This window comes from Streptomyces torulosus (assembly GCF_001419765.1).
Lineage (GTDB): Bacteria > Actinomycetota > Actinomycetes > Streptomycetales > Streptomycetaceae > Streptomyces > Streptomyces torulosus.
Genome location: NZ_LIRK01000376.1, coordinates 1 through 26,391, shown reverse-complemented (window position 1 = coordinate 26,391; position 26,391 = coordinate 1). Strand labels below are relative to the sequence as shown.

Below are 26,391 nucleotides of genomic sequence, written 5' to 3'. Positions count from 1 at the left end.
GCGTACACATCGGCACGCCCGCGCTCAACAACCTCCGCCGCGGTCAGGGCGGCTGCTACGCCTGCGCGCACCGCGCGGGCCGTCCCCTCGACGTGGCCTGACCGCCCACCCACCCGCACCGACGAGGTGCCCCGCCGCGTGCGCGCGTGGCGGGGCACCGGCCCGTGTCAGGTCACCCGAAGGGCCCGCAACATCGCCACCAGGGCGTTCTGCGTGTCGTCGAGGTCGGCGGGGTCCTTCGAGGCGGCCAGCCACAGTGCCGCCTCGTTCATCGCGCCCGACAGTAGATGGGTGAGCGGCTCGACCGGCTGCGCGGTGATCGTCCCCTCCTCGATCAGATCCCCGAGCACCTGCGCCAGGTGCCGCCCCGACGTCGTCTCGTTCATGGCCCGCCACTCGCTCCAGCCCAGCACGGCGGGACCGTCGACGAGCATGATGCGCTGGATCACCGGGTCCGTGGAGACGGTGAGGAACGCCTGGCATCCCGAGATCAGCTGCTCCCAGGTGTCCTCCCGGGCGTCCGCCGTCTCGGCGATCCGCTCGGCCACCTCCTCCTGCACCTGCTCCAGCACGGCCCGGAACAACTCGGCCTTGCTGGAGAAATGGTGGTACAGCGCGCCCTTGGTGACGCCCGCCGCCCGCACGATCTCCGACAGGCCCACGGCTCCGTACCCCAGCGTGGCGAACAATCGGCGGCTCTCCCGCACCAGCGCCTGCCGGGTCCGCTCCCGCTGCTCCGCCCGAATCCCTCGCGTCATCCGCTCCCCCCGTCCTTCACGTACTGAAGGTACGTGAACTTTCCCCGCATGGCGATCCACCCTCCGGACCGTTCCCGATCCGTACGACGGCGCCGAGCCCGCTCGGCATGGACGGTGATGGCGTGCGGTGGCGCGGGGTCGGAGGTATGACTGACAGGGGGCCCGGCAGCAGGGGACCGGTTTCCCGTGCTGCCGCCGGAAGGAGTGTCCGGTATGCCCGAGCGAGAGACCCGGGCCGGAAGCGGCTGGCAGGACGGCATCACGGCCGCGCCCGGCGGGCTGCTCGACGTGCTGCGCGTGGCGGCGCTCGTCCTCGGCAGCGACGGCCGGATCGCACTGTGGAGCCCCGAAGCGGAGTCACTGCTCGGATTTCCCGCGGCGGAGGCGCTGGGCCAGGACGCGGGCGCGCTGCTCGTCGCACCGGAGAACCAGACACGGGCGCGCGAGCTGTTTCGCAACGTCCGCACCGGGGCGCGCTGGGCGGGGGTCTTCCCGGTACGGCACAAGGACGGCTCCACCCGCCGCGTCGAGTTCCGCACCATGCAGCTGCGCGACGCCGACGGCGACATCTTCGCCCTCGGCCTGGGCACCGACGCGGAGACCGTCCGCAACGTCGAACGCGATCTGGCGCTCTCCCACATCCTGGTCAGTCAGTCGCCGGTGGGGATCGCCGTCTTCGACCCGGACCTCAGATGGCTGCGCGTCAACCCGTCGCTGGAACGCCTCAACGGAGTGCCCGAGGAGGCCGTGCTGGGCCGCCGTGTCGGCGAGGTGCTGCCCGCCCTCGACGTCGACGCCATCGAGTCACGGATGCGCTACGTCCTGCGGACGGGTGAGCCGCTGCTGGACCAGCAGACGGTCGGCCACACGGAAGCCGACACCGAGGACCACGCCTTCTCGGAGTCGTACCACCGCATCGAGGACCCGAACGGGCGGGTCCTGGGCCTGGCGATCTCCGTCCTCGACGTCTCCGAGCGGGAGCGGGCGGCGGCCGCGGTCGCCCAGGCGCGGGAACGGCTCGCGGTGATCGCCGACGCCGGCGTCCGTATCGGCACCACGCTCGACCTGCGCCGGACGGCACGCGAGCTGGCGGACGTGGCCGTGCCGCAGCTCGCCGACCTCGCGGCCGTGGACGCTCTCGACGTCGTCGTCAACCCCGGTGGCTCGGCAGCGCCCCGCGCGGACGGTTCCCTCGACTTCTGGGCCCTCGCCCTCAAGGCGAGCCACCCCACCGACGCGATCGAGGCCGCCGACCCGGTCGGGCAGCCCGCCCTGTACAGCCCGTCCCGGATGGTCACCCAGTGCGTCCGCGAGGCACGCCCCATCCTGCGGGAACACGTCGACGACACGGTTCTGCGGCGCATCGCCCGCGACGCCGCCTCGGCCGAGACCCTGCGCAGCGCCGGCGTCCACTCCTATCTGGCCGTGCCCCTGATGGCCCGCGGTGAGGTCCTGGGCACCCTCAGCCTGTGCCGCACGGTCAACCCCCGCCCGTTCGACGACCAGGACGTCACCCTCGCCGTCGAACTGGCGGCGCGCGCCGCCATCTGCATCGACAACGCGCGGCTGTACGGACGGGAACGGGACATCGCGCTCACCCTCCAGCGCAGCCTGCTGTCCCAGGCACCGCCGCACCACGGCGGCATGGAGGTCGCCTCGCGCTACCGGCCCGCCATCAGCGAGGTGGGCGGGGACTGGTTCGACGTGCTGCCCCTCAACGACGGCAAGATCGGACTCGTCGTCGGGGACGTGATGGGCAAGGGGGTGCACGCGGCGGCGATCATGGGCCAGCTCCGTACGGCCACCCGCGCCCTGGCCCGGCTCGACCTGCCTCCCGCCGAGCTGCTGTACCACCTCGACGGCCTCACCGCCTCCCTGGGCGACTCCGACACCCTGGCCACCTGCCTCTACGTCGTCTGCGACCCCCGCCGCGGCCGCTGCGAACTCTCCCGTGCGGGCCATCTCCCGCCGGTCCTGGTGGGCCCGCACGGGAAGGCCGAACTCCTCGACATCGCCGCCGGTGTCCCCCTCGGGGTGGGCGGCGTCCCCTTCACCGTCGGCGAGCACGAACTCGCCGAGGGGGCCCTGCTCGCCCTGTTCACGGACGGTCTGGTCGAGAGCCACGAAATGTCCGTCGACGCGGGACTGCACAACGTGCTGCGCGTCCTGGACGACACCCGGCTTCCCCTGGAACAGACCTGCGACCTGCTGCTCGCGGCCCTCACCCCCGAGCCGGACGACGACGTGGCCCTGCTCCTGGCCCGCCGCACGAACGGCCAGCGACAGGGATAGCGGTCACAGCGGCGGAGGGAGCCGTCAAGGGGAGGAGTGAGCGCCCCGCGACGGGTCGGTGTCGAAGTCGTGGCGGGCCTGCTCGACCTTGTCCAGGTTGCCGGCGGCCCAGGTGGCGAGGTGCGCGAAGAGGGGGGCCAGGCTGCGGCCCAGGTCGGTGATCTCGTACTCCACCCTGGGTGGCACCTCCGGGTGGTACGTGCGCTCGACCAGGCCGTCGCGTTCCAGTTGCCGCAGCCGCTGGGTCAGCACCTTCGGGGTGATCGTGCCGATCCGCCGTTGCAGCTCGACGAACCGCTGGCGGCCCTCCGTGTGGAGGGTCCACAGGATCGGCGTGGTCCAGCGGCTGAACACGATGTCGATGACCGCGCTGGTCGGACAGGCGAGTTCGGGGTCGGTCGTGGCCGCTGCCACCCAGTCGGTGTCGCCCGCCATGAACACCCCTTCGGGATAGCCACTTTCCTCTAGGTACCTACTATACCGACGGTGTTAGCGTCCCCGTGTCGCCCGGAGAGCAGCTCCCGGACGACGGTCCCGCCCACTCGGGCGGCGACAACCTGCCCTACTGACAAGGGAGTTGTTCATGTTCGTTGTGACGGGGGCGACCGGCAACGTGGGCCGATCGCTGGTGCGGACCCTCGCGGCATCCGGTGCACGGGTGACCGCGACTTCCCGCGGGATCTCGGACGCCGACGTGCCCGAGAGCGTCGAGCACCTGCGGGCCGACCTGACCGACCCCGAGAGCCTTCGGCCCGTGTTCGACGGCGCCGACGCGTTGTTCCTGCAGAACGGCGGCCCCAGCGCGCACCTGCTGAGCACCCGGGCCATCCTCGACGTCGCCAAGGCGGGCGGCGTCGAGCGGGTCGTCCTGCTGTCCTCCCAGGGAGTGGCCACCCGGCCAGGCTCGGCCTCCCACGGTGACGTCGCGCGCGCCATCGAGGACGCCGTCCGGGAGGCGGGCATGGCCTGGACGATCCTGCGCCCCGGCGGCTTCCACTCCAACGCCTACGCCTGGGCCGAGTCCGTCCGCGCCCGGCGCACCGTCAGCGCGCCCTTCGCCGACATCGGCCTGCCGACCATCGACCCGGACGACATCGCCGAGGCCGCCGCCGCAGCCCTGCGGGAGGACCACCACACCGGAAGGATCCACGAGTTGACCGGACCCGCGCTCACCACACCCCGCCAACGGGCCGAGGCGATAGCCGACGCACTCGGCGAACTCGTCCGCTTCGTCGAGCAGACCCGTGAAGAGGCCCGCGCGCAGATGCTGAGCTTCATGCCCGAGCCGGTGGTGGAGACGACGCTGACGATCCTCGGCGAGCCCACCCCCGCCGAACAGCAGGTCAGTCCCGCCGTCGAGCAGCTCCTAGGCCGCCCGGCCCGGACGTTCGACGACTGGGCCCGACGCCACGTCGCCGCCTTCCGCTAGTCCCCGCTGGGGGGCTCGACAGGCACGGGTGGACCACCGTCAGTTTCGGCACCGGCAGTTGAGACAGCGGCCCTCGCATCCGTGGGGCTCGGGTGCGCAGCCGGTCGATCTCGGCGAGCACATGGTCCACATGCGGCCCTACCCGCGCCCGCAATGCGTCGCTCCAGCTCTCCTCGGAGTAGGGGCAGTTGAGGTAGGGCTGCCTGGCGTGCTCGAGGGCGGCGCGGTGCTCGGGCGGGAGCTGGGCGAGGGCCCAGTCGGCGGCGGCGTCCTTCGACATGATCCCGCCGGTGGCGAGCGTGCTCCAGATGCGGGCGAAGGTCAGCAGGACGTTGCGGGTGTCGCTCCGCAGGCCGTCGAGCAGGCCGGGGATGCCCGCCACGCTCGCCCGGACCAGGTCGGCCCGCGGTACCGGGGCGAGGACCCGCGCAGGGCGCGGGGCCGGTGAGGGGGTGGTCGCCGGTCAGCGCCATGGTGATCAGCAGGGCCAGATCGGGCATCGGCTCCGGCCGGGGGACCGCCCCGGCCTCGTACTCGGCACGCAACCACTCGCCGTAGAGGACGTCACCGGTCGGCGGGTACCGCCACGGCCGCACCTCGGACTGGACGACCACGGTGACCTCGACCGGGCGGACCTTGTTGCGGTCGCCGGAGATCCGGAGCAGCCCACCGAGGAGGGTCTGTCGATCCCGCTCGTCCGTGCGCCGCCGGGAGGCGACCAGCACGTCCACATCGCTGGGACGTGACGAAGGCAGTTGTGCCGCGTCTTCGATCAGGACCGGCAGCCGCACGTCCCCCTTCGGCGAGCGGAATTTCCACTTTCAGGTAAGCGGAGTGCAACCGTCGGGCCGATCCGAATGTCTCCCCTGATGTCGGACAATTCGCGCCCTTGGGGGGAACAGAATGACTAGAAGCAGAACGGTCTGCGTGACCGCCGCCCTCGTGACCGCCGCACTGGGTGTGGCCGCAGTACCGAGCGTGGCCGCTCCCGCCGCCGCCCCGCGCGCGGCGGCCGCGTGCCCCACCGGTTGGGGCAGTCTCACCAAGACGGACTGGTCCAGCACGGCGGGCGAGTACATCACGAACGCCAGGACCGGCCGCCACGACTGCTACGACCGGTTCGTCGTCGACGTGCCCGGCGCGTCCGCCGACCAGCTCGGCTACACCGTGCAGTACGTGGACCGGCTGATCCAGGACCCGACCGGCGAGACCATCCCGGTCACCGGCGGCGCCATCCTGGAGGTCGTCGTGCGAGCACCGGCCTACGACTCCGGCGCTCCCACCTACCCCGGCAAGGTCGGGAAGCCCCTGCCGGGTGTGAACCTCACCGGGTACCGCACCTTCAGGGACGCGAAGTTCGGCGGCTCCTTCGAGGGCCAGACCCAGTTCGGACTCGGAGTGCGGGCCCGTCTGCCCTTCCGGGTGCTGCAGTTGGACGGGCATCTCGTGGTGGATGTGGCCCACACCTGGTGAGCCACCGCCGCTGACCGGCCGCCGGGCGCACCGCCTCCCGACGGCCGGCGGCCGGGGTTCACCTGGGCCTCGGCTCCCGGGCTACTGTCCGTCGGCGGCGACGTCCCAGTGCTCGATGATCTTTCCGTCGACCACGCGGAAGAGGTCCGCGACGACGTAGTCGGAGCTGAAGACCCACACGAGATCCCCGTCGGCGAGGGTGTGCCCGAACCGGGTGCCTCCCTCGGCGGCGGGAGCGTCCCCGTCGGAGTCGCCGCCGGACGACGCTCCGTCCTGCGCGCCCTGCTGCAGGAACTGCTTCAGCGGGGCCGTGCCGTTGGTGATCGCCGGGTTGTGCTGGTAGTACCGGGAGTCCCACCTCTCGTCGATCACGTTCACATCACCGTCGGAGAGCCTGCGGTACGCGGAGACCGCGAACTTCCGGTTCTTCTCCTCCTGTTCCTCGGACAGCGCCGGTGCCCCCTGCGGGTACCGGTACACGTCGTTGAACAGCGAGTTCCCACTGGCCGTCTTCGCCGGGACGGTCTGCGTGATGCCCCAGTGCTCGGCCACCTTGCCGTCCCGGACCCGGTACAGGTCGACCTTGGCCTGACCGGTCGCCTCCTTGGCCGGGGTCGCCGACGCGTGCCAGTGCACCGCCACCAGGTCGCGGTCGGCGGCCACGTGCTTGACGGTGGCCACAGCGCCGGGAATCTTCGCCTTCAGTCTCTTGAACAGCTCGACCTGCCCGTCGGCACCACCGGGCACCGACTTCTCGTGCTGCACGAGGTCGGCGGCGACGAGCTCCTTCACCACGTCGGCCCGGCCCTTGTTGAACGCCTCCGTGTACAGGCGCAGAACCAGCGCCTTGTTCCGCTTCTCCTCGGCGCCGGACGGAGCGTCGGCGGCGGAGGACGTCGTCGACGTGGCGTCGGTGCCCGTGGCGGACGTGCCGCCGCAGGCGGTCGCGAGGAAGGCGACGGCGGCAATCCAGGGCAGAGTCTTCCGGTATCTCACTTGGGTCTCCCGCGTATGGTCAGTCGGCCGGCAGGTCGACGGGCGTCGGCGATGCGTCACTTGGGGCCGGCGCCCCGAGGGGCGTGGTCCTCACGCCCATCCCGGGCCCCTGGCCTGCGTGTTCATCCCATCGCGACGGCCGCGGCCAGGCACTCCGCCGACCAGCGGTACGACCCCCGCCGACAGGCCGGACCCGGCCCCTCCGGTCCCGGCGCCCACACCCCCGACCACGACGCCACACGGCCCCTCGCCCTCAGCCTCGGCGACCTCGCGCTCCACTGCCCGCGTCCACTGCGCGGCCCTCCCGCGGTCCCGGCTCCCGGGCGGGGCCGCCCGGCCGCGGACTACGCGCCGTCGGCCGACGGGTGGGCGTGCGCGGACCGGAGGAAGGCGGCGGCGCCGCGGAGGGCGGCCGTGTGCGGCGCCGGGACCACACGCATCGACGTGCGCAGGCTGCCGCCGAGCCGGTGGGTGATGTCCGGGCGCAGAGCGCCACCGCCCGCCAGGAGCACGCCACGGCTCAGCGCGTCGGCGGTGAGGGACGTGCGATCCTGCCGGAGCATCGAGGTGACCATGGTGGCGATCGCTTCGACGATCTCCTCGGGGTCACCGGCGCGGGAGATGTCGGCGGTGCCGAGGGCCGTACGGCGGGCGTCGAAGACGAGGCCGTCGCACAGCAGGACGACCTCGGTGAGATGGGCACCGATGTCCACGACCAGCAGCGGGCGCGACAGGTCGGCCCGGGCGGCGAGGGCGACGGCGCGGGCCGTGGGCACGGTCAGCACCGCGCGTGGCCGCAGCACCTCCACGGCGGTGCGGGCCCGTTCCCGGTAGACGGGACCGTCCAGCACGGGTGTCGTGACCACCACCAACGGGCGGGTGAGGCCGGGCAGGCGGTGACCGAGCAGCCGGTCGAGCATACGGGCCGTCCCGGGCACGTCCACGATCGTGCCGCGCTGGATCGGGTACACCGCGTCGGCGCCCGGACAGGTCACCGTGGGCACGTCGAGGACCACGCCGCGGCCGGCGATCCACGCGCGGGTGCGCAGGCTGCCCAGGTCGAGGGCGAGACCGCAGCACCGCCCGCACCGCGGCCAGGGCCGGTGCCCGGCCGGGAACGCGGCGCGGGGACGGCGGATGACGGTCATCGCCCGGCCTCCCGCACCTGCTGGCATCGCCCGCAGTAACGGGCCTGCGGTACGACCGTCAGCCGTTCGCGGTCGACGGGGCGCCGGCACAGGTGGCAGATGCCGTAGCGGCCCTCGGCGATGCGCCGCAGCGCCGCCTCGACGTCGGCGAGGACCATACGCGCGGACGCGGCGAGCTTCACGTGCACTTCGTCCTGCGCCGGGCAGCGGCGCCGGCGCAGCTCCTCGGTGCGGGACGCCGCGGCGATCTGCCGCAGCTGTTCCCGACGGAACAGGAGTTGCTCGTGCAGGTTCTCCTGCAGCGCGGCGAGGTCCTCGGGCGACAGATGCGTGGCCTGGACGCCGATGGTCTGGTGGTTCACCACTTCACCCCTTGTGAGCAGGGCGGGAGACAGTAACGGGCGGGACGGTGGGGTGGATCAGGCGGCGGCGCGGCGCTGGCAGGCGACGCAGTGCCGCGTGTAGGGGAGGATCTCCAGGCGCTCCGCGGGGACGGGCGCGGAGCAGCCCACGCAAGTGCCGTAGGTGCCCTCGTCGATGCGGGTGAACGCCGCGTCGATCTCCTTGAGGACCTTGCCGATCGCGTCGGCCTGCGCCGACATCAGGGGGTCCTCCGCGCTCTGCCCACTCTCACGCAGTGCCCGGAGCTGGGCGATGCGGCTGTTGCGAGCGTGTTCGAGACGCTGCCGCGCGTCGTGGGGGGTCAGGCGTGTGGGACGGGAATCGGTCCGGGAGGGGTCGAGGGGCACGGGAAGGGTCCTTCCGAAAGAGGGCCGGGCGCAGCAGCGGCCGCCCGGTCCGGCGGCGTACGGTCGGGGGCGCCGTATGCGCCGGCCGTCCGGGCGGCTCGGTCACCTTCGACTCTGCTCGTCCGCCCGCCGAAAACCCATCGGGCGCGGGCCCTATTTCCCCGGAACCGCGGTAGCCATACGCATGGGTACCTGTCGACCTCCGATATGGGTACCGTCCCCCCTCGCTTCCTCCTGGATTTCAAGGCAGAGTGGGGCGAGGACGGTCACAATCAGAGGCTTCGATTGGTCCCCAGGGTTCCACGACGACCGACAGTGGAGGGGAGCTAGGTCGGTTCGCGGAGGGAGGCGTTTCCCCGATGTCGCTGTTCTGGCGGATCTTCGGGCTCAACGCCCTGGTGCTGGGCACCGCTACGGCACTGCTGCTGTGGGCTCCGGTGACCGTCTCCGTACCGGTCCTGCTGACCGAGGCGTTCATCCTGGTGGGCGGCCTCGCCGTCATGCTGGTCGCCAACGCCGCCCTGTTGCGTCTGGGCCTGGCCCCGCTGGACCGGCTGACCCGGCTGATGGCCACCGTCGACCTGCTGCGCCCCGGCCAGCGGCTGCCCGTGCCCGGCGCCGGCGGCGAGGTGCGCGAATTGATCCGCACGTTCAACGCCATGCTCGACCGGCTGGAGCACGAGCGCGCCACCTCCAGCGCACGGGTCCTGCTCGCCCAGGAGGCGGAACGCCGCCGTATCGCCCAGGAACTGCACGACGAGGTCGGACAGAGCATGACCGCGATCCTGCTGGTGCTCAAACGGGCCGGCGACGACGCCGACGAACCGCTCCGCGAGGAACTGCGGCAGGCACAGGAGATCACCCGGGACAGCCTCGACGAGGTCCGCCGCCTGGTACGCCGGCTGCGTCCGGGTGTACTGGACGACCTCGGCCTGGTCAGCGCCCTGACCTCCCTCACCCAGGACTTCGCCACCCACACCGGTCTGCATGTCGTGCGCCGCTTCGACACCGACCTGCCCGCCCTCCGCCCGGAGACCGAACTCGTCCTGTACCGGGTGGCGCAGGAGAGCCTGACGAACGCGGCCCGCCACGCCGACGCCCGCCGCGTCGACGTGAGCCTGCGCCGCGAGGGGGAAGCGGCCGTGCTGGAGATCACCGACGACGGCCGCGGCATCGAGGCCCCGTGCGAGGGCGCCGGTATCCGCGGCATGCGCGAACGGGCCCTCCTCGCCGGGGCCGCCCTGCACCTCACCTCCACCCCCGGTACCGGAACCCGGATCCGCCTCACCACCCCGTCCCCAGAAAGCAGCGACCATGCCCGCCCCGGTCCCGCCGCCTGACCCCGCTGCGGCCCTGCCGCCCGAGGCCGTCGCGGCCTCGGTCCCCGAGCCGAAGGACAGCACCACGGCCTCGGCGCCCTATGGCTCCGGCGCCAGGGTCTCGTCGACGCCGATCCGGATCCTGCTGGCCGACGATCACGCCCTCGTCCGGCGTGGCGTACGCCTGATCCTGGAGCGGGAACCGGACCTGCGGGTCGTCGCGGAGGCCGGGGACGGTGCGGAGGCCGTCGAGGCGGCCCGCGGCCAGGACATCGACCTGGCCGTCCTGGACATCGCCATGCCACGGATGACCGGCCTGCAGGCGACCCGCGCGCTGGCCACGCTCAAGCCGGGCCTGCGCGTCCTGATGCTCACCATGCACGACAACGAGCAGTACCTGTTCCAGGCCCTCAAGGCAGGTGCCAGCGGCTATGTGCTGAAGTCCGTCGCCGACCGCGATCTGGTCGCCGCGTGCCGTGCCGCGATGCGCGACGAGCCGTTCCTCTACCCCGGCGCGGTCACCGCCCTGATCCGCAACTATCTCGACCGGGTCCGCCACGGCGAGGAGAAGGCCGACAGCCTCCTCACCCCACGGGAGGAAGAGGTCCTCAAGCTCGTCGCCGAGGGCCACTCCTCCAAGGACATCGCCGACATCCTCGTCATCAGCATCAAGACGGTGCACCGCCACCGGGCCAACCTGCTGCAGAAGCTCGGCCTGCGCGACCGGCTGGAACTGACCCGGTACGCGATTCGCGCCGGACTCGTCGAACCCTGACCTCCGCTGCTCGGCACCGGCCCGGCCAGGACGGTGGCGAGGGCGGCGGTCCGCACTCTCCCGTGGGTGACGCTGATGTCGCCGACTTCGCCGTTCCGGCGGTGACGGGGCGGGCTCGGCCATCCGGCGGTGACCGAGCCGGGGCGCCGCGTCCTGCCGACCTCCCGGGCCTCCGGGGACCCGGCCGAGGGCGGCTCCTCCCTCCGGGCCGGTCACCCGACTCCGACCACCCAGGACCAGAAAGGGACGACGCATGCGCCAAGCACTCCGCGCCGTCCCGGCCGCCGGTCAGCGGTTCGCCGCGGCCCTGGTGCTGCTCCTCGCCGCCCTGATGACGGCGATGCCCACGCCGCCCGCGCTCGCCGGGCCCACCTCGCTCTCCGCGCCGTCCGTGCTCGCCACGCCTTCCGCGCCCTCCGCGTCTCCCCGCGCGGACGCCTCCTGTGCCTTCGACTGCGCGGTCCAGGTCCTGGCCCGGCAGGAACATCTCGGCGAGCGCCCCACACTCCCGGAACACCACGCCACCGACCCCCGCGATCCCGCCCTCCTCCCGGCCGAGGAGACGTACGCACCCGCCCCGTCCGCGTACCCGGCCGTTTCTCCCGGCAGGTCGGCCCACGACCGGGGCCGGGCGCCTCCGGCATCCACCGGCATCTGAGCAACTCCCTTCCTTCCTCTTTCCGTCGCGGCCGCGCAACGGCTGCCGCGTCATGCCTGCCGGAGGCTTGTCTTGAAACGCCACAACCGCTCGCTGCGCACGCGCTCGCTGCGCACCCGTGCGCTGCTCGACCTCGCGGTGATCGCCGGATCGCTGGCCATCGCGCTGACCGTGCCGGTCCGTCTCGGACTCGACCTGCGCGGGGGCAGCCAGATCGTGCTGGAGACCCGTTCCACGCCTGCCGCCGAGGCGAGTCGCGAGGCCACCGACCGCACCGTGGAGGTACTGCGCGGCCGTATCGACGCGCTCGGCGTCGCCGAACCCACCCTCGTCCGCTCGGGCGACCACCGCATCCTCGTCGAACTCCCCGGCGTCCAGGACCCGAAGAAGGCCACCGACGTCCTGGGCCGCACCGCGCAACTCACCGTTCACGAAGTCCTCGGCCAGGCCGAGGACACCGAGACCACCGCGGCCCCGGCCGATCCCACCGGCGCACGTGTGCTGCCGGACGAGACAGGACAGCCCCTGCGACTGAAGGCCGCCGAGCTGACCGGTCAGGACGTCAAGAGCGCCGACGCCCGCATCGACCAGCAGACCGGCGCCGGATGGCACGTCACCATCGACTTCACCGACACCGGCCGCGACCGCTGGACCGGGATCACGGCCGACGCCGCCTGTCACCCGGCGGGCGACCCTCAGCGCCGTGTCGCCATCGTCCTCGACGGCAAGATCATCTCGTCGCCGCAGGTCGCGTCCGCCGTGACCTGCGGGGCCGGCATCGCCGGCGGCACCACCCAGATCACGGGCTCCTTCGACGCCGCCGAGGCCCGCGAACTGGCCCTGCTCATCACCGGCGGCGCCCTCCCCCTACCGGTGGAGGTCATCGAACAGCGCACCATCGGCGCCACGCTCGGCGACGCGGCCATCACCGCGGCCGCCTGGGCCGCCGTCATCGGCACGTCGCTGACCGCGCTGTTCGTCATCGCCGTCTACCGGCTCATGGGCCTGCTCGCGACCCTCGCCCTGACCTGCTACGGACTGATCTCCTACGCGGCCCTGGCCGCGCTCGGGGCGACGCTGACCCTGCCTGGTCTCGCCGGGTTCGTCCTCGCCATCGGCATGGCCGTCGACGCCAACATCCTGGTCTTCGAACGCGCCCGCGAAGAGCACGCCAACCGCAACCGCCCCAGTACGCGCTCGGCGCTGGCCGCCGGGTTCCGTGGCGCGTTGAGCGCCATCGCCGACTCCAACATCACCACGCTGATCGCCGCCGGCCTGCTGTTCGCCTTCGCCTCCGGCCCGGTGCGCGGCTTCGGCGTCACCCTCGGTATCGGCGTCCTCGCCTCCATGGTCAGCGCCCTGCTGATCTCCCGCGTGCTCGCCGAGTACGCCGCGAGCCGCGCCGCCGTCCACCACCGCCCCCGCATCACGGGCATCGCGCACACCGGCTGGGTCCGCGACCGTCTGCTGCGCCGCGGTCCGCACCTGATGCGGCATCCGCGCCGCTGGCTGGCGGCCTCCGCCGCCCTTCTCGTCGTGACGGCCTTGGGCATCCTGGTGCGCGGCCTCGACTTCGGCATCGAGTTCACCGGCGGCCGCCTCGTCGAGTACACCACCAGCGCCCCCGTGGACCCGGACCGGGCCCGCGCCGCCCTCGCCGACGCCGGATTCCCGCGCGCACTCGTCCAGTCCTCCGGTGACGGCCGGCTCACGGTCCGTGCCGAGGACCTGACCGACACCGACACGGCCGCCGTCACCGACACCATCGCCGGGCTCGGTGGCGATGCGGAGAAGGTCCGCGACGAACTGATCGGCCCCACCCTGGGGGACGAACTGCGCAGCAACGCCCTCATCGCCCTCAGCCTGGCCCTCGGCGCCCAACTCGCCTATCTGGGGGTCCGCTTCCGCTGGAGGTTCGCCACCGCGGCCGTCGGCGCACTCGCCCATGACGTGCTGATCCTCGCCGGCGTGTTCGCCTGGCTCGGCAAACCCATCGACGGCATCTTCCTGGCCGCCCTGCTCACCGTCATCGGCTACTCGGTCAACGACTCCGTCGTGCTCTTCGACCGCGTACGCGAACTCCTCGCCCGTGACCGCACCGCACCCCTGGCCCGCCTGACCAACCGGGCGATCCTGCAGACCCTGCCCCGTACCGTCAACACGGGGACGGGCGCGGCCCTCATCCTCACCGCCCTCGCCGTCCTCGCCGACGACGCCCTGACCGACTTCGCCCTCGCCCTGCTCATCGGCCTGGCCGTCGGCACGTACTCGTCCGTCTTCACCGCCGCCCCCTTGGCCGTGGAACTGCACCCACGCTCCCTGACCACGCGGGCAGCCCTCGAGCCCGCATGACTGCCGACGTGCCAGAGCCGCGTGAGACGGCCACGGGGACACCGACCCTCGGCAAACGGCCGTCTCATGGGGGAGGATGGCCGACATGACGATGTGAAGAGCACCCGACGACAGGTATCGGTGGCGCAAGGTCGGAACCTGGGAGACCGTCCAGGACGGTGAGCGACGGATCTGCGCGACCTGTAGAACGCCCGTTCGCTCGTACCAGTACCGCAACTACCCGCCCGAGTCCCCCCAGTTCGAGCGCTGCGTAGGGCTGGCCTGGTGCCTCGGCTGCCGGGTCTACACGGGGGCGATGGTGCACGTCCCCAGAACGCGGGTCCTGGTCGACGCCTTGGCGTCACTGCCTCGCGATCAGCGGGAACGTCTCGAACGAAGCGAGATCAAACTGATCGAATTCCTGGCGAGGCAACCCCGCTGACGAGGCGCTCGCCCACCCCCGATAAGAGACGACCACGGCCGATTCGCAGAACCTGGTGTCGGGCTCAGACCGCGGGATTCCTCGGCGGCCCGGCCGCCCAGGCGAGGATGTGGGGAACTGCTTCGCGCAGACTGACGAAGTGGCGATGAACGCCCTCCACCGCGGCAGCGGCGTTCACGCCCCACACCGTCATCCCGGCGCTCAGCCCGGACCGTACTCCGGACGGGGCGTCCTCGACGACCAGGCAGTCCGCAGGCTGGGCGCCCAGCCGTGCAGCGGCTTGCAGATAGGGCACGGGAGAGGGCTTGCCCTCTTCCACGGCGGCCGCGTCCACGATCACGTCCGGCATGGGCAGGCCCGTACGCGCGAAACGGCCGCGCACCCGGTGCTCGTAGTTCGAGGTCACCAAAGCCCAGGCCCCCGGCGGCAGACCGTGCAGCAACTCCGACGCTCCGTGGAAAGCCGCGTAGACGCCGGACCGTACGTCCTCGTCCTCCAACTCGTGCAACAGGGCCAGACACTCGCTCGGCTCACGGCCGGCGGCGACCTGAGCGAACGTCTCCATCGGCCGCGTCCGCAGAGCCACCCGGTACACCTCGTCCGCATCCAGCCCATAGCGCGCCGCCCAGGTCTCCCAGACCCGGCGCTGGTTGCTCACCGCGTCGATCAACGTGCCGTCGACATCGAACAGAACGTACTTCATGCGGCCAGGCCGCCCAGCTTCACCGGTCACGTGTCGATCATGACAGGCGCAGCCAAGGGCGGTGCGGCCGATGAAGGTGACGATCTTGGGCAGACGGTGGGGAGTGATCATTCCCATCGGTCCTGAGGGGGGCTTGGCGTGACCGTACCCGCGCGTCGAACACTGCCCGTGCGTCAGACTCTGCGCACGCGGATTCTGCCTGGTCGTCAGACACTCCGCACACGAACTCTGCCCCGACGCCGAACATCGGCTGCGCACCGCCGACATCGGTTCGACCTTCGCTCGACCGCCTTGTTCTTCGTCATCCTGGCAGTGCTGATCAGCGTTCTCGGCTGGGTGGCCCGCATGGTGGCAGGCGCCGTCGAGAGGCGTCCCGGCTGGGTGTTGGTGCTGGTAGTCATAGGCGTGGCCGCCCTCGTGGGCCTGCGTCGCCGCCTGCATGTGGTGAGGGCGGCGCGCCGGGCTGCGGCGGCGCTCGACGAGGCGGCGAGGGAGGCGGCCGAGGAACTGGACACGGACCTGATCCCCCGACAGCGCCCGGTCGTCGAGGTCGACCCCGGCTACGAGTTCCTGACGCCGGAGGAGTTCGAGGAGGCGATCGCCGCCCTCTGCGAGCGCGACGGTTGCTCGGACGTCGAAGTCGTGGGCGGGGCGGGGGACTTGGGCGCCGACGTCGTGGCGGTGACGCCGGACGGGCGCCGGGTCGTCATCCAGTGCAAGCACTACGGCGAATCGAACCGCGTCGGCTCCCAGGACCTCCAGCGCTTCGGCGGCACGTGCTTCACGGTCCACGAGGCCGACGTGGCCGTACTGGTCACCACCAGCGACTTCACGGCGCCGGCGGCGGAGTACGCCGACCAGTGCGGGATCGTGTGCGTGGACGGGGAGAAGCTCAGGAGTTGGACGGACGGCACAGGTCCGTGCCCTTGGGAGGCGGTCCCGGAGAGCCCGGCATTGGCGCCGGGGGAGGGCTGATCGGAGGATCTGAGCGGCCGGGCTCCGCGCCGCCGTAGCGTCACGCCGGCGGGAGGCCGGGCGGGACCGGACCCGGTCGCGAGTTCGGTCGCGGGCTCGGTCCGCCGCGCCGGCCCTATCGCCAGGGGTCCGTGATCTCCCGCAGCAGGGTCAGGGCCTCCCGTAGCTGCTTCGTGCAACCGGCTCGTGCCGCAGACCGACACCACGGAGACCGGCGAACCGGGGCAGGTGGGGTCAGCCGGTGCCGGAAAGCCCGGTCAGGCGCAGCGGGTAGCCCCGGGTGACTGGTTCGTGCGTGTCGAGGGTGTTGGCCGCGGCCTCTGCTTCCGGCCGCTCAGTTGGCGCCACCAAGGTTGTGGGTCGTCCGGCTCCACTGGTGCGCCCGGCAGTGCCGACAAAGCGCCGACCTGCTCGTGCCAGCCGCGGAACACGCCTCGGAGCATCTGGTGGGGCTCGTGCGGTAGGGGGCCTCGAGAAGTGGCCACTGTGCTCTCCCTCGCCTGGTCCGTTACCGTTAACGTGAACGCTAACGGGATCGTCGCGCACAGAACGGATTCCGTCAACGCCCGCTGCCGACGGCGCACGATCCGCCGTGGGCGGGCCGGCGCTGCCTTCCTCCCGCGGCAGGAGCGGGCGGGCGGTGCCGGACCGGCAGATCCATGAACCTGATTGACTGGGACACCGGGCGGCACAGGAACAGAAGTGAGTGGGCAGCGTGGCCGGACAGCGGGAAACGGAAGACCAGCGGGCGCCGGGTGCGCGCACCGTCAAGCGCGTCACGCTCCGCGACGTCGCTCGGGCGGCAGGTGTGTCCCACCAGACCGTCTCCCGGGCGATCAACGGCAAGGGGGAGATCGACCCGGGGACCCAGCAACGTGTGCTCGACGTCGCCAGACAGTTGCGGTACCGGCCCAGCCGGTTCGGCAGGGGGCTGGTCCGCCCGGACGTCGTATCCGTCGGGCTCATCGTCCCCGACGTGGTCAACCCCTTCTTCCCGGAGTTCGTGGCGGGAGTGATCGCCGCCGCGGACGAACGTGACTGGCAGGTGCTCGTGGCCAGCACCGAGAACGACCGGTCCCGGGAACTGGCCCTGGTCCGCTCACTCGGCCACCAGGTCGACGCTCTGGTCGGCTACATCAGCCATCCCGACGCGCAGCTCGAACCGTATGCGGGCTCCGTCCCGCTGGTTCTGGTCGATCGTGGGCTGGACTCGTCGCAGCACGCGTTGGTCCACATCGACACCGCTGCCGGAATCCGGGCCGGGATGCGGCACCTCATCGACCGGGGCCACCGCCGGATCGGCATGATCGACTGCGAGTGCGTGAACGCCCCGATGCTCCGCCGCCGCACCTTCCTCGACGTCGTCGGCGAACACGCGCTGCCCGTCGACGAGGACTGGATCGTCATGGGTGAGCAGTCCCCGGACGGGGGCGCCGCCGCGTTCGAAGCGCTGCACGCCGCGCGCCCGGACCTCACCGCCGTGGTCGCCTTCAACGACCTGGTCGCGATCGGCGCGCTCCGGGCCGCCCGCCGACTCGGCGTCCAAGTACCGGACGACTGCGCCCTGGTCGGCTACGACGGGCTCAGCGTCGTCGATCTGGTCGACCCGCCACTGACCACCCTCCACCTCGACAAGCGACGGCTGGGCGAACTGGCCATCCACCAGGTCGACCGACTGCTCGCAGGTGAACAGCCGCCCCCCATCGTCCTGACGCCGAGCCTGCGTGTGCGCGGCACGACGTGACCCGCTCACTGCGCGGCGTCTCCGATGGCCGCGACCACATCCGGCGCATCCGGGTCAGGGCCAGAACCCCAGCGTGTGGGCGACCAGGACGGCACAGAGCGCCAACTGCACCGCTCCGATGACCCGGTGCCCGACCCACAGCAGCACGACGGCCGTCAAGCCGACCACCAGGGCCAAGACGCCGAAGCCCACCACTGGCCCCCAGTCCGGGGGCAGAGAGCTGTTCGCCCCCTGTCCGGCGCCGGCGTCCATCCGGCCCAGTGCCCGGACGGAGAGCACGATGACGACCAAGAACGTGGCCGCCACGTCCGCCACCAGTACGAGAAGCAGGAGGCAGCCTGCGGTGAGGGCACTCTCAAGGCCGGAGGGCTGCTCGTCGGCAGGTTCGGACAGGGCTGAATCATCGCCCGGAGTACCGCCTTCCGACGGGGCGGCCGCCGACAATGCTTCACCATCCGTCCTGCGTCGCCGTCTCCAGTCCTGCCTCTCGACGCGAACTCCTCACCGATCGCTGAGAGGGCCTCGGACGACAGTCCGGCCGAGTGCCGCTCCAGATTGACGGATTCACCCTCACCGCCACCGGGCAGTGACCCCCAGAATGTCATGAGCACGACTACCTTCCCCCACAAGGAGGTCGAACATGCACATCCGTACGCTGACCGGCGGCTTCGCCGCGGCCGTGGTGGTGTCCCTGTCCCTCACAGGAGGCCAGGCCGCGGCCGCTCCCCCCGCGGTGGCGGACGCCCCCGCCGCCGCCCGCGTCCTCACCTACGACGCCAGCGGCTCCGCGGAGTTCAAAAGCGCGGTGGACCGGGGCGCGGCGATCTGGAACGAGAGCGTCGACGCCGTCGAACTGCGGCCGGCCGCCACCGGGCAACGCGCGAACATCCGGATCGTCGCGGACAACGGCTGGCCGCGCGCCCTGACCACCTCCCTGGGCAACGGAACCGTCTACATGGGACGCCAGGCCGTCGACCAGGGCTACAACACCATTCGCATCTCCGCCCACGAACTGGGACACATCCTGGGCCTCCCCGACCGCAAGCCCGGACCGTGCTCCAGCCTGATGTCCGGGTCCAGCGCGGGCACCGCCTGCACGAACCCGTATCCGAACTCCGCGGAGAAGGCGGAGGTCGAGGGCAACTTCGGCGGCGCGCTCGTCGGACCGGCCCCGACGGTGCGGGCGGGGGTCATCGTGGACTGACGCCTGCTCCACCACTCGGGAGGAGCGCCGGTGGCCCGCTTTCCACGCACACGGGTGACCGCGAGCGCCAACGGACCCGCAGTCGTACGCCTGCCGGAGCACATGCGGCGGGCGTACGCGCGCCCGTCGTACCTCCTCACGACGAGACCCCGGACGGACGACCAGCGCGACCGGGCGGGCCACGCATGCGGAGCGGCGCGAACGACGCCGTTACGCCCGTTACACCCGCTACGCCCCGCCGTCGCGCAGGACGGCGCGGACCGCCTCTGTCAGGGCCTGCGGCGCGGCGGAGCGCGTGGCGTGCAGGCAGCGATGCCAGGGGCCGAGGCTGAGCGCTTCGACGGCCGCCGAACGCCCCCGTGTGCTGTCGCCCCATCCTTCGGCCGCGGCCGCCTTGAGACCGCAGCGCCACACACCGGTCCCGTCCTCCGGGGCCGTGGAGCCGGACGCTTCGGGCTCGAACTCGCCGGTCACCACATCGGCAAAAGTGTCCTCGCCGTGTCGGCGCGCCGCGGCGTCGACGGCGCACAGCGCGCGCACCCGGGTGCGCGGCGCGGTGAGGGCGCGGGCGGCCTCGACGGCCTCGGCGTACCGGTGCTCGCGCACGGCGCAGTCGACTGTCGCCAGGAGCGCCCAGTCCTGATGCTCACTGTGACCGATGGCGGCGCCCGTGCGGACGGCTGTGCCGAAGTCGCCGCGCCGGGCCGCCCAGTGGGCGATGGAGGCGAGGACCCGCCCTTTCATCAGCGGCTCCGGCAGGCTGTCGGCGAGTTCGACGCCCTCCTCGTGGCGTCCGGACGCCGCCATCGCCTCGGCGACGGCCGCGATCGCCTCGTCCCTCGCGTACGACTCGACCAACTGCCTTGCCAAGGTTCGGGCTTGATCGAGCTCCCCGGTCCAGGCCAGTCCCGCCGTGGCCGCGGCGACGCTGTCCGGGGCGAGCCACGGGGGAGTGGTCAGGGCGTCGGCCAGGGCGCGGGCGTGGGATGCCAGGGCGGCCGTTCGTGCGGCGTGGCCGTCTCGGGTCAGGGAGGACGCGGCGAGGGAGAGCGCCTCGGCCTGGGCCGCCGCGTCGGGCAGAGCCCTCAGGGCGGCGAGGGCCTGTGGCACCGAGTCGGCCGCCGCCCACGCGGCGGCCACCGGGGCGAGGGCCCGCGGCGCGCGGGGGGAGAAGGCGAAGTCCCGCACGAGAGTGAGGGCCCGTTCGTCCTCGCCCCGTGCGATGAGACCTCGCGCCATGGCGGCCTGCAGTTCCGCCCTGTCCCAGGTGTGCGGCGCGGACTCGGTCAGGGCGTGTGCGGCGTCGTCCCGGCCGGCGTCGGTGAGGGCCCTGACCAGCGAGGACAGGGCCGCCTTGCGATGGTCGTACGAGCGAAGGGAACGCGGAGGCTGCTCGTCCTCCGCCTTGTCCAACTCCCGCAGCAACGTCTCGGCGAGTTCCAGCGATCCGGATAGGGCCGCGAAGGACGAGACCCATCCCAGCGCCCGGCCACGCCGGTACGGATCGGCGATCGCGCGCGCGACGTCCGCCCCCGCGCGGTGCAGCCCGCGGCGGGCCGCACCGCACGCGGCGTCGACGAGGACGTCGGCCCGCGCATCCGGGTCGCCGATGCCGCGGGCGACACCGACGGCGAGATCCGGGGCGTTGGACTCGGCCAACGCCGTGCACAGCCGGCCGAGGTGGTAGGGCTCGCCCAGCGCGGTGTCCTGCCGGGTGGCGTCGGACGCCTCACGCGCCAGTTCCGCCGCCTGCTCGTGCCGTCCCGCACGCAGATGGGCCCAGGCGACGTGCGCCAGTGCCCGGCTCCGGCTGGCGGAGAGCGCGAGGCTCCGAGCCGTTCCGGTGGCGGGGGCGAGGCCCTCGGGCGTGGACGCCAGGGCGGCGACCACGTCCGCGACGGCCTCTTCACGCTCCCGTGGCGATCTGAGGGGCTGCAGCAGTTCGACTGCCTGCGCCGACCGACCGGCGAGAGCCAACGCCTGCGCCGCCATGGTCAGTCCACGGGCCCTCAGATTGTCCGCGGTCACCCCGTCGGCGAGGGCGGCCGCCTCCAGAGCAAGCTTCCGAGCGGCCTCGGCGCGCGCGCCGGTTCCCGTCCGCGTGCCGGTGCCCGCACCACCGCTCCTTGCGCAGGTACCCGTACTGCTCTCCGTGCTGGTACCTGCACGGCCCCCCGCGCCGGATCCCGTACCGCTCCCCGTCCCACCATCCCCCGCCCCGGAGGCGACCAGAGCCGCCGCGACGCCCGCCAGGGACTCCATCCGGGAGTACGGATCCGCTGGCGACCGGGCCAGTTCGACTGCCTGCTCAAGGGCTCCGGCGTGAGCCAGGGCCACCGCACCGGCCGCCGGCGCGGCGTCCGCCCCCTCCGCGAGCACACTCCAGGACACCGCGACGGCGTCTGCGGACAACCCGTTCTCCGCCATGGCCGCGGCGATGTCCCGCAGGAGGTGGATCCGCAGTTCAACGTCGCCGATGGTGCCGGTCTCGGTCAACGCCTCCGCGTACCGGCCGTTCATGATCATGACCATCACGGTCGAGACGGCCACGATGTCGGGAACGGACGAGGCGGCCGCACGGGCGACGGCAGCCCCCGACGCCCGCTGCCCGGCCTGGAGCGCGGAGACGGCGGCACCCGCCAGCACCTGGTCCCGCACGGCGGGGGAGGGCAACGTCCGCGCGAGATCGATCGCCCGGTGGTGGTGACCGGCCACGGCCAGCAGGGCCACAGCGAGCTCCGTCGCCTCCTCGCGACGCTGTTCGGGAACGACGGCCACCAGTTCCGCCGCCTCGACGGCGACCTCCGCGGCCTGCGCCGGATCGCCCGCCGCGACCAGGGTCTGGACCACTCCACCGAACGCCCGCAACTGGGCCGACACGTCCTGGCGGGCCCGAGCCAGACCGACCGCTCGCCGTACGTGCCCCAGGCCCGCCCACACGGCGATCAACGCGTCCGGCAGGCTCTCGCTGCGGGAACGCAGGGCGTCACGCCGCATGGCGAGCATGAAGGCATCGCTGACGTCGCTCGGTTCGCACCTCCCGTCGGCCCGCAGGGAGTCGAACGCCGCGGCAAGTTCCGACAGCGCGTCCAGATCGGAACCGGCGCGCTGCCAGAGGCGGTTGTGGCGGTGCGCGTCCCCCGCCAGCCGTACGAGCCGGGCGGTGTCCTGCTGGGTACGCAGGAGCTGGCTGTACCCGCGCAGCAGATACTCCGGCGTATGCGCGGGCCACTGCTGTTCCTGGAAGGAGGCCGCCCAAGCGTGCAACCGCTCACGGTAGGCGGTCAGTTCGTCCTCGCTCATCAGGTCGAGCGCGCTGCGCTGGATCTCCTCATGGGCCAGGACGTAGACGCCGTCGGCCGGGTGGCCGCCCTCCCGCGCGGACCAGTGGGGGGTGCGCATCCGGAAGGCACGCCCTGTGACGGTGCCCAACTCCCGCTCCACGAGCCGTGGTCGTGTGTGTGCCAGCGCGGAGAGGTCGGCGGCGGTCAGACCTCCTCCCGCCGCGGTGACCAGTCCGAGGAGGTCCCGTGCCAGACCGCCTCCGTCCAGCATGCGCAGGAGACTGTCCTCGGCCTCCTGCCGGATCCCCTCGGCGAACGGCGAAGGCCGCAACCACCGGTCGATGGAGCCGTCCCGCAGCGGGTGGCCGGCAGGCACGTCGGCCGGAACAGGAGGATGCGGCCGCCCCGCCACGATCACCCGCATCCCGTGCGAGGGAGTACGCGGCAGCAGCGCGGCGATGCTGTGGCTGTCCGGCCCGGCCAACACCCCCCGGTCCTCGTCCAGGCCGTCGACCACCAGCACCAGCCGCCGGCCACGCGCCGCGCAGGAGGCCGCCGCCCGCTCCATCGCCGCGCGGAGGCTCTCCTCCCGCGTGTACTCCGTCACGGCGGGCTCCTCCTGGCCCAGCAGCGCGTAGAACTGACGGTGCACCACCTCGCAGAAGGCGGCACGGTTGTTCTGTCGGTTCAGTCGTGACGTGATGAAGAACGACACCACGTCGACGTGCGGCGGAGGATGGAGGACGAACTCGGCCATCAGAGCCGTCTTGCCGGCCCACGCGGGAGCGAGCCATCGCCAGTAGGCGGCCGCAGCCGCGTCCGACGCCTCGGGGGCCCGGCAGAAGGTCGCCATGGCCGCCAGCTCTCCCTCTCGCTCGCGGAACTCGGCGGCGGCGACGGACTCCACCTGGTACCGGTAGTCGGAGACGGCGACGCGCGGCATACCGCCCACGTACACGCTGTTGCCGTTGCCCGTCACGGCGATGCCGATGTCACCGCCGGCGGCGACCGCCCCCGGTCCGGCGGCGACGGCAGTGCCGCCGACCCCCACGGGCTCACGCCGCCCCGCGCGGTTCCACCACTTGCCGAGCACCGGTGCCGCTCCCCCTTCCCACCCGCCACCGGGCGGCTGCCCGCATCGATCCGGCACGATCCTGGCACACCCCGACGTGAACGCATGCCTCCGGAAGCGGAGACCGCCAACGCCGACTCCCGGAGCCACCCCCGAGTCAGTGACCCTCGTCCCTCGAACCGACGAACGCGCCGCGCGGGGAAGACGGGGTGTCCCCAAATCCCCAGCCAGGCAAGGAAGTTGCGGACGCATGCGTCTGTTGCCGCATGCGAGCATGTGAACATGACATGGCTCAGGAAGCGCGGTAGGCGCACGGTCGGGCTCGTGGCCGCGGCGGTCGCGACGGGAACGGTGCTGACGCTCACCGCCGGCGGTCCGGAAGGTTCCGGCGTCAGCCCCTCGGGGGACCGGGAGGCGAAGTACAAGCGCGTCCTGCGCGACCCCCATCCGCGCCCCGCCGACGTGATCCGGGCGGCCGGTGCCCCCAGCGGCGTGGCCCACGCGGACAACGGCTCGATGCTCCTCATGTACGACCTCCGCAACGTCGAGGACGACGAAGGGCCGGCCGCCACCGCCTGGCGCATCGTCGACCGCGACGGCCGTACGGTGGCCGAGCGCGCGGAGCACACGGACATGGAGGCGGCGCGGGTCCGCTTCAAGGGGGCTCGCGGCGGCTTCGTCCGGGTGCCGGGGGAGGGGACGGGGCGGCCGTACGGCCTCGACGTGCGCGGCAAGCGGCACAAGGTCGTCACCAGCGGGACATCCGTGGGCAGCCGCGCCGGCGACGTCCTGCTCGCCGAGCGCGAGACGAACGTCTACCGGCCCGCCACGCGCACGGTGGCGCCCCTGGCCGGTGTGCCCGACCGTGCCGTCCACCTCGCCGTCGACGAGCAGGGCACCGCCTGGAACCTGGTCGAGCCCCTGACCGACGAGCCCCACCGGGTCGTATGGCAGCGTGACGGACGCACCCTCGGTTCCAAGGTCGTGCCGAAGCCCTACGGGGCAGGTGACGTCGCCGCGCGAGGCGGCAGCGCGGTGCTGTCCCTCACCCGGATCGAGAACGGCGGCGAGGACGGCGGCGAGGACGTGCGCGTGCGCGGCCTGCTGATCACCTCGGACGGCGGCGAGCACTGGCGGAAGATCTTCGGCGGCGGCATCCCGTGGAAGGAGCTGGCGACCGACCCGGAGTGGCTGGACCTGGAGGTCCTCGCGGACGGGCGGGTCCTCATCGGTGAGGAAGGCGGCCGTCACTGGCTCGCCACCGACCGCACGAACACCACCTTCCGCCGGTTGAGGACTCCGGTGAAGTTCAGGTCCTTCGCCGTCGACGGCAAGACGCTCTACGGGATCGCCGACGCGACGACACCGTCGTACGACCTGGTGAAGGGCGAAGGGCTGTGGATCTCCGGCGACGGCGGACGCACGTGGAGACGTCATAAGTAGTGGGGCCGCGGGGGACCGGCGGCCGTTGCCGGCCCTCCGCGGCGGTCGACGCGCGCTCGGCCGCGTCAGGTGTCAGGGTGAGGCCCAAGGACTCGAGAAAGGGACTTGCCGTGATCACCACTGACCTCACCCCGGGCTCCCCCTGCTGGCTGGACCTCGGTGCCCCCGACGTCCGGGCCACCGCGGCCTTCTACGGGGCGGTGCTCGGCTGGGAGTACGAGCCCATGGGGGAGGTAGAGGGGGAGGACATGGAGGGCGGCATGTTCCGGAAGGACGGCAAGGTCGTCGCCGGACTCGGCAAACTCACCGAGGAGGGCGCCCGCTCCGCCTGGATGATCTACTACACGGTGACCGACGCGGACGCCACCACCCGCACGGTCGAGGAGGCCGGCGGCACGGTGCGGGTGGCGCCGAGGGACCTCGGCGACTGGGGCCGGATGGCCCAGTACAACGACCCCCTGGGCGGTCAGTTCGCCGTCTGGCAGCCGGGGAAGAACGCGGGCTTCGAACTCGCCGACGAGCCCGGCTCGCTGTCGTGGACCGAGCTGTACACGAGCGACGCCACGGCCGCCAAGGAGTTCTACAGCAAGGTCTTCGACTGGCGGTTCGGCGAGATGGAACTGCCGGGCGGCGGAGGCACGTACACCCTCATCACACCCGCCGGACTCCCCGAGGAACGTATGCAGGGCGGCCTCATGCAGCTCGGCAAGGGGGATCTCACGCTGACGGACGGGCGGCCGTACTGGCACCCGGTGTTCGCCGTCGCCGACTGTGACGCGGCGGTCGCCGCGGTCACCGCGAACGGCGGCAGTGTGCAGATGGGGCCGGAGGACGCGCCGGGCGTGGGCCGTCTGGCCGTCTGCCTCGACCCGTCGAACGCGGACTTCGTGGTGCTCACCCCGGCCCCGAACTGATCGCGCGGGGCGGGCCGACCGGGCTCAACCCACGGCCCTGGCCAGGTCCAGCGGGGGCAGGTGTCGGACGGTGCGGCTCCAGGTGGCCCCCAGAGCCACGAGTCCCATGACGGACGCGATCGACAGCAGGGCGGCCCGCACACCCCAGTGCTCCAGGACCAGTCCCGAGGCGAGCGGCCCGACCGGGGCCGCAGCACCGCCGATGAGCGCGAGGCTGCTGAGCACCCTGCCCTGCAAGTGATCCGGTGTGATGGTCATCTGATAGGTGTACAGAATCGCGTTGGCCGCCGGAGCCAGGAAGAAGGCGGCGGCCAGCAGGGGGCCGATGATCCAGGCGGTGGGCCGGACGGCCATCGCGGGGATCGCCGCGGCGGCGACCCAGAACATCGCCAGCACGACGGACGCGGGGCTGCGTCGTTGCAGCCGGGGAGCGGCCAGCGCGCCCAGCAGCCCGCCGGCACCGGAGATCGCCATCATCAGGCCGACATCGGCCGGCGCGGCGCCGCTCTGCCGGGCGGCGACGATCGCGGTGAAGGTCAGCGCGGAGAACACGAGTCCGAAGCCCGCGGCGGTCACCAGCAGGACACGCAGGAACCGTTGCCGCCACGTCCAGCGCAGACCGTCGGCGATGTCGCGCAGGAGGGAGTGCGGGCGGTCCGGGGCGGAAGGGGCGGTACGGGTG

The 26,391-nt window shown here is 72.4% G+C and carries 22 protein-coding genes and 1 pseudogene; 12 read left to right on the top strand and 11 right to left on the bottom strand.

Translation table 11 applies throughout. The features are described from left to right. Positions 1-167: 167 nt before the first annotated feature. The gene (locus tag AOK23_RS25520) at positions 168-758 is read right to left on the bottom strand and encodes a TetR/AcrR family transcriptional regulator (protein WP_055714975.1); all 591 of its coding nucleotides are present in this window, start codon (positions 756-758) and stop codon (positions 168-170) included. A gap of 213 nt (positions 759-971) precedes the next feature. Between AOK23_RS25520 and AOK23_RS25515 the strand changes: the two genes are divergently transcribed. Further along, on the top strand, positions 972-3,050 hold the full coding sequence (locus AOK23_RS25515) for a SpoIIE family protein phosphatase (RefSeq protein WP_055714974.1): 2,079 nt from the start codon (positions 972-974) through the stop codon (positions 3,048-3,050). A gap of 24 nt (positions 3,051-3,074) precedes the next feature. Here AOK23_RS25515 and AOK23_RS25510 read toward each other — a convergent pair whose 3' ends face one another. Continuing rightward, positions 3,075-3,485 (bottom strand): winged helix-turn-helix transcriptional regulator, encoded by a 411-nt coding sequence (locus AOK23_RS25510; RefSeq protein WP_055714981.1) that lies wholly within the window; start codon positions 3,483-3,485, stop codon positions 3,075-3,077. Positions 3,486-3,633: 148 nt separating this feature from the next. Here AOK23_RS25510 and AOK23_RS25505 point away from each other — a divergent pair, with 148 nt between their 5' ends. Next, positions 3,634-4,479: an SDR family oxidoreductase gene (locus tag AOK23_RS25505; RefSeq protein ID WP_055714973.1), complete on the top strand. Its 846-nt coding sequence runs from the start codon at positions 3,634-3,636 to the stop codon at positions 4,477-4,479. Positions 4,480-4,567: 88 nt separating this feature from the next. On the opposite strand, the pseudogene AOK23_RS45515 reads toward AOK23_RS25505, so the two are convergent. Continuing rightward, positions 4,568-5,270, bottom strand: a pseudogene (locus AOK23_RS45515) (aminoglycoside adenylyltransferase domain-containing protein); the annotation flags it as partial. Positions 5,271-5,382: 112 nt separating this feature from the next. Here AOK23_RS45515 and AOK23_RS25495 point away from each other — a divergent pair. After that, the gene (locus tag AOK23_RS25495; RefSeq protein ID WP_055714971.1) at positions 5,383-5,952 is read left to right on the top strand and encodes an AMIN-like domain-containing (lipo)protein; all 570 of its coding nucleotides are present in this window, start codon (positions 5,383-5,385) and stop codon (positions 5,950-5,952) included. Positions 5,953-6,033: 81 nt separating this feature from the next. Here the strand turns inward: AOK23_RS25495 and AOK23_RS25490 are convergent, their stop codons facing one another. The 4 genes from AOK23_RS25490 to AOK23_RS25475 form a co-directional block, all read right to left on the bottom strand. Next, entirely contained in the window at positions 6,034-6,948 is a 915-nt protein-coding gene (locus tag AOK23_RS25490) for a nuclear transport factor 2 family protein (RefSeq protein WP_055714970.1), read from the bottom strand. Positions 6,949-7,292: 344 nt separating this feature from the next. After that, positions 7,293-8,096, bottom strand: coding sequence for a rod shape-determining protein (locus AOK23_RS25485; RefSeq protein ID WP_055714969.1), 804 nt, complete (start codon positions 8,094-8,096; stop codon positions 7,293-7,295). Next, positions 8,093-8,461, bottom strand: coding sequence for a TraR/DksA C4-type zinc finger protein (locus AOK23_RS25480; RefSeq protein WP_055714968.1), 369 nt, complete (start codon positions 8,459-8,461; stop codon positions 8,093-8,095). The genes AOK23_RS25485 and AOK23_RS25480 overlap by 4 nt, the downstream gene beginning before the upstream one ends. 54 nt (positions 8,462-8,515) lie before the next feature. Next, the gene (locus AOK23_RS25475; RefSeq protein ID WP_055714967.1) at positions 8,516-8,845 is read right to left on the bottom strand and encodes a TraR/DksA family transcriptional regulator; all 330 of its coding nucleotides are present in this window, start codon (positions 8,843-8,845) and stop codon (positions 8,516-8,518) included. 359 nt (positions 8,846-9,204) lie between these two features. Between AOK23_RS25475 and AOK23_RS25470 the strand changes: the two genes are divergently transcribed. From AOK23_RS25470 to secD, 4 genes are all read left to right on the top strand, one after another. Next, positions 9,205-10,185 (top strand): HAMP domain-containing sensor histidine kinase, encoded by a 981-nt coding sequence (locus AOK23_RS25470; protein WP_055714966.1) that lies wholly within the window; start codon positions 9,205-9,207, stop codon positions 10,183-10,185. Next, positions 10,160-10,939 carry a response regulator gene (locus tag AOK23_RS25465; protein ID WP_079049699.1) on the top strand — a complete coding sequence of 260 codons (780 nt, stop codon included), beginning with the start codon at positions 10,160-10,162 and terminating at the stop codon, positions 10,937-10,939. The genes AOK23_RS25470 and AOK23_RS25465 overlap by 26 nt, the downstream gene beginning before the upstream one ends. A gap of 253 nt (positions 10,940-11,192) precedes the next feature. Continuing rightward, on the top strand, positions 11,193-11,597 hold the full coding sequence (locus AOK23_RS25460) for a hypothetical protein (protein WP_055714965.1): 405 nt from the start codon (positions 11,193-11,195) through the stop codon (positions 11,595-11,597). Positions 11,598-11,669: 72 nt separating this feature from the next. Beyond that, the gene (gene secD / locus AOK23_RS25455) at positions 11,670-13,949 is read left to right on the top strand and encodes a protein translocase subunit SecD (protein ID WP_055714964.1); all 2,280 of its coding nucleotides are present in this window, start codon (positions 11,670-11,672) and stop codon (positions 13,947-13,949) included. Between the two features lie 485 nt (positions 13,950-14,434). On the opposite strand, the gene AOK23_RS25450 is transcribed toward secD, so the two are convergent. Further along, positions 14,435-15,073: an HAD family hydrolase gene (locus tag AOK23_RS25450; protein ID WP_055714979.1), complete on the bottom strand. Its 639-nt coding sequence runs from the start codon at positions 15,071-15,073 to the stop codon at positions 14,435-14,437. Between the two features lie 291 nt (positions 15,074-15,364). Between AOK23_RS25450 and AOK23_RS25445 the strand changes: the two genes are divergently transcribed. Continuing rightward, entirely contained in the window at positions 15,365-16,048 is a 684-nt protein-coding gene (locus AOK23_RS25445; RefSeq protein WP_338056515.1) for a restriction endonuclease, read from the top strand. A 715-nt stretch (positions 16,049-16,763) separates the two neighbouring features. Then, entirely contained in the window at positions 16,764-17,792 is a 1,029-nt protein-coding gene (locus AOK23_RS25440) for a LacI family DNA-binding transcriptional regulator (protein WP_055714977.1), read from the top strand. A gap of 54 nt (positions 17,793-17,846) precedes the next feature. On the opposite strand, the gene AOK23_RS25435 is transcribed toward AOK23_RS25440, so the two are convergent. After that, entirely contained in the window at positions 17,847-18,098 is a 252-nt protein-coding gene (locus AOK23_RS25435) for an inner-membrane translocator (RefSeq protein WP_240496553.1), read from the bottom strand. 334 nt (positions 18,099-18,432) lie between these two features. On the opposite strand from AOK23_RS25435, the gene AOK23_RS25430 reads away from it, so the two are divergent. Continuing rightward, entirely contained in the window at positions 18,433-18,996 is a 564-nt protein-coding gene (locus tag AOK23_RS25430; protein WP_055714963.1) for a snapalysin family zinc-dependent metalloprotease, read from the top strand. A gap of 228 nt (positions 18,997-19,224) precedes the next feature. On the opposite strand, the gene AOK23_RS25425 is transcribed toward AOK23_RS25430, so the two are convergent. Further along, a complete protein-coding gene (locus AOK23_RS25425; RefSeq protein WP_055714962.1) occupies positions 19,225-23,373 on the bottom strand; it encodes a P-loop NTPase family protein in 4,149 nt (1,382 codons plus the stop codon). Between the two features lie 261 nt (positions 23,374-23,634). Between AOK23_RS25425 and AOK23_RS25420 the strand changes: the two genes are divergently transcribed. Continuing rightward, the gene (locus tag AOK23_RS25420) at positions 23,635-24,795 is read left to right on the top strand and encodes a beta propeller repeat protein (protein WP_055714961.1); all 1,161 of its coding nucleotides are present in this window, start codon (positions 23,635-23,637) and stop codon (positions 24,793-24,795) included. A 110-nt stretch (positions 24,796-24,905) separates the two neighbouring features. Next, entirely contained in the window at positions 24,906-25,709 is an 804-nt protein-coding gene (locus tag AOK23_RS25415; RefSeq protein ID WP_055714960.1) for a VOC family protein, read from the top strand. Between the two features lie 24 nt (positions 25,710-25,733). Here AOK23_RS25415 and AOK23_RS25410 read toward each other — a convergent pair. Next, positions 25,734-26,391, bottom strand: a 658-nt coding sequence (locus AOK23_RS25410) for an MFS transporter (protein ID WP_206336290.1), incomplete at its 5' end; no start/stop codon positions are given.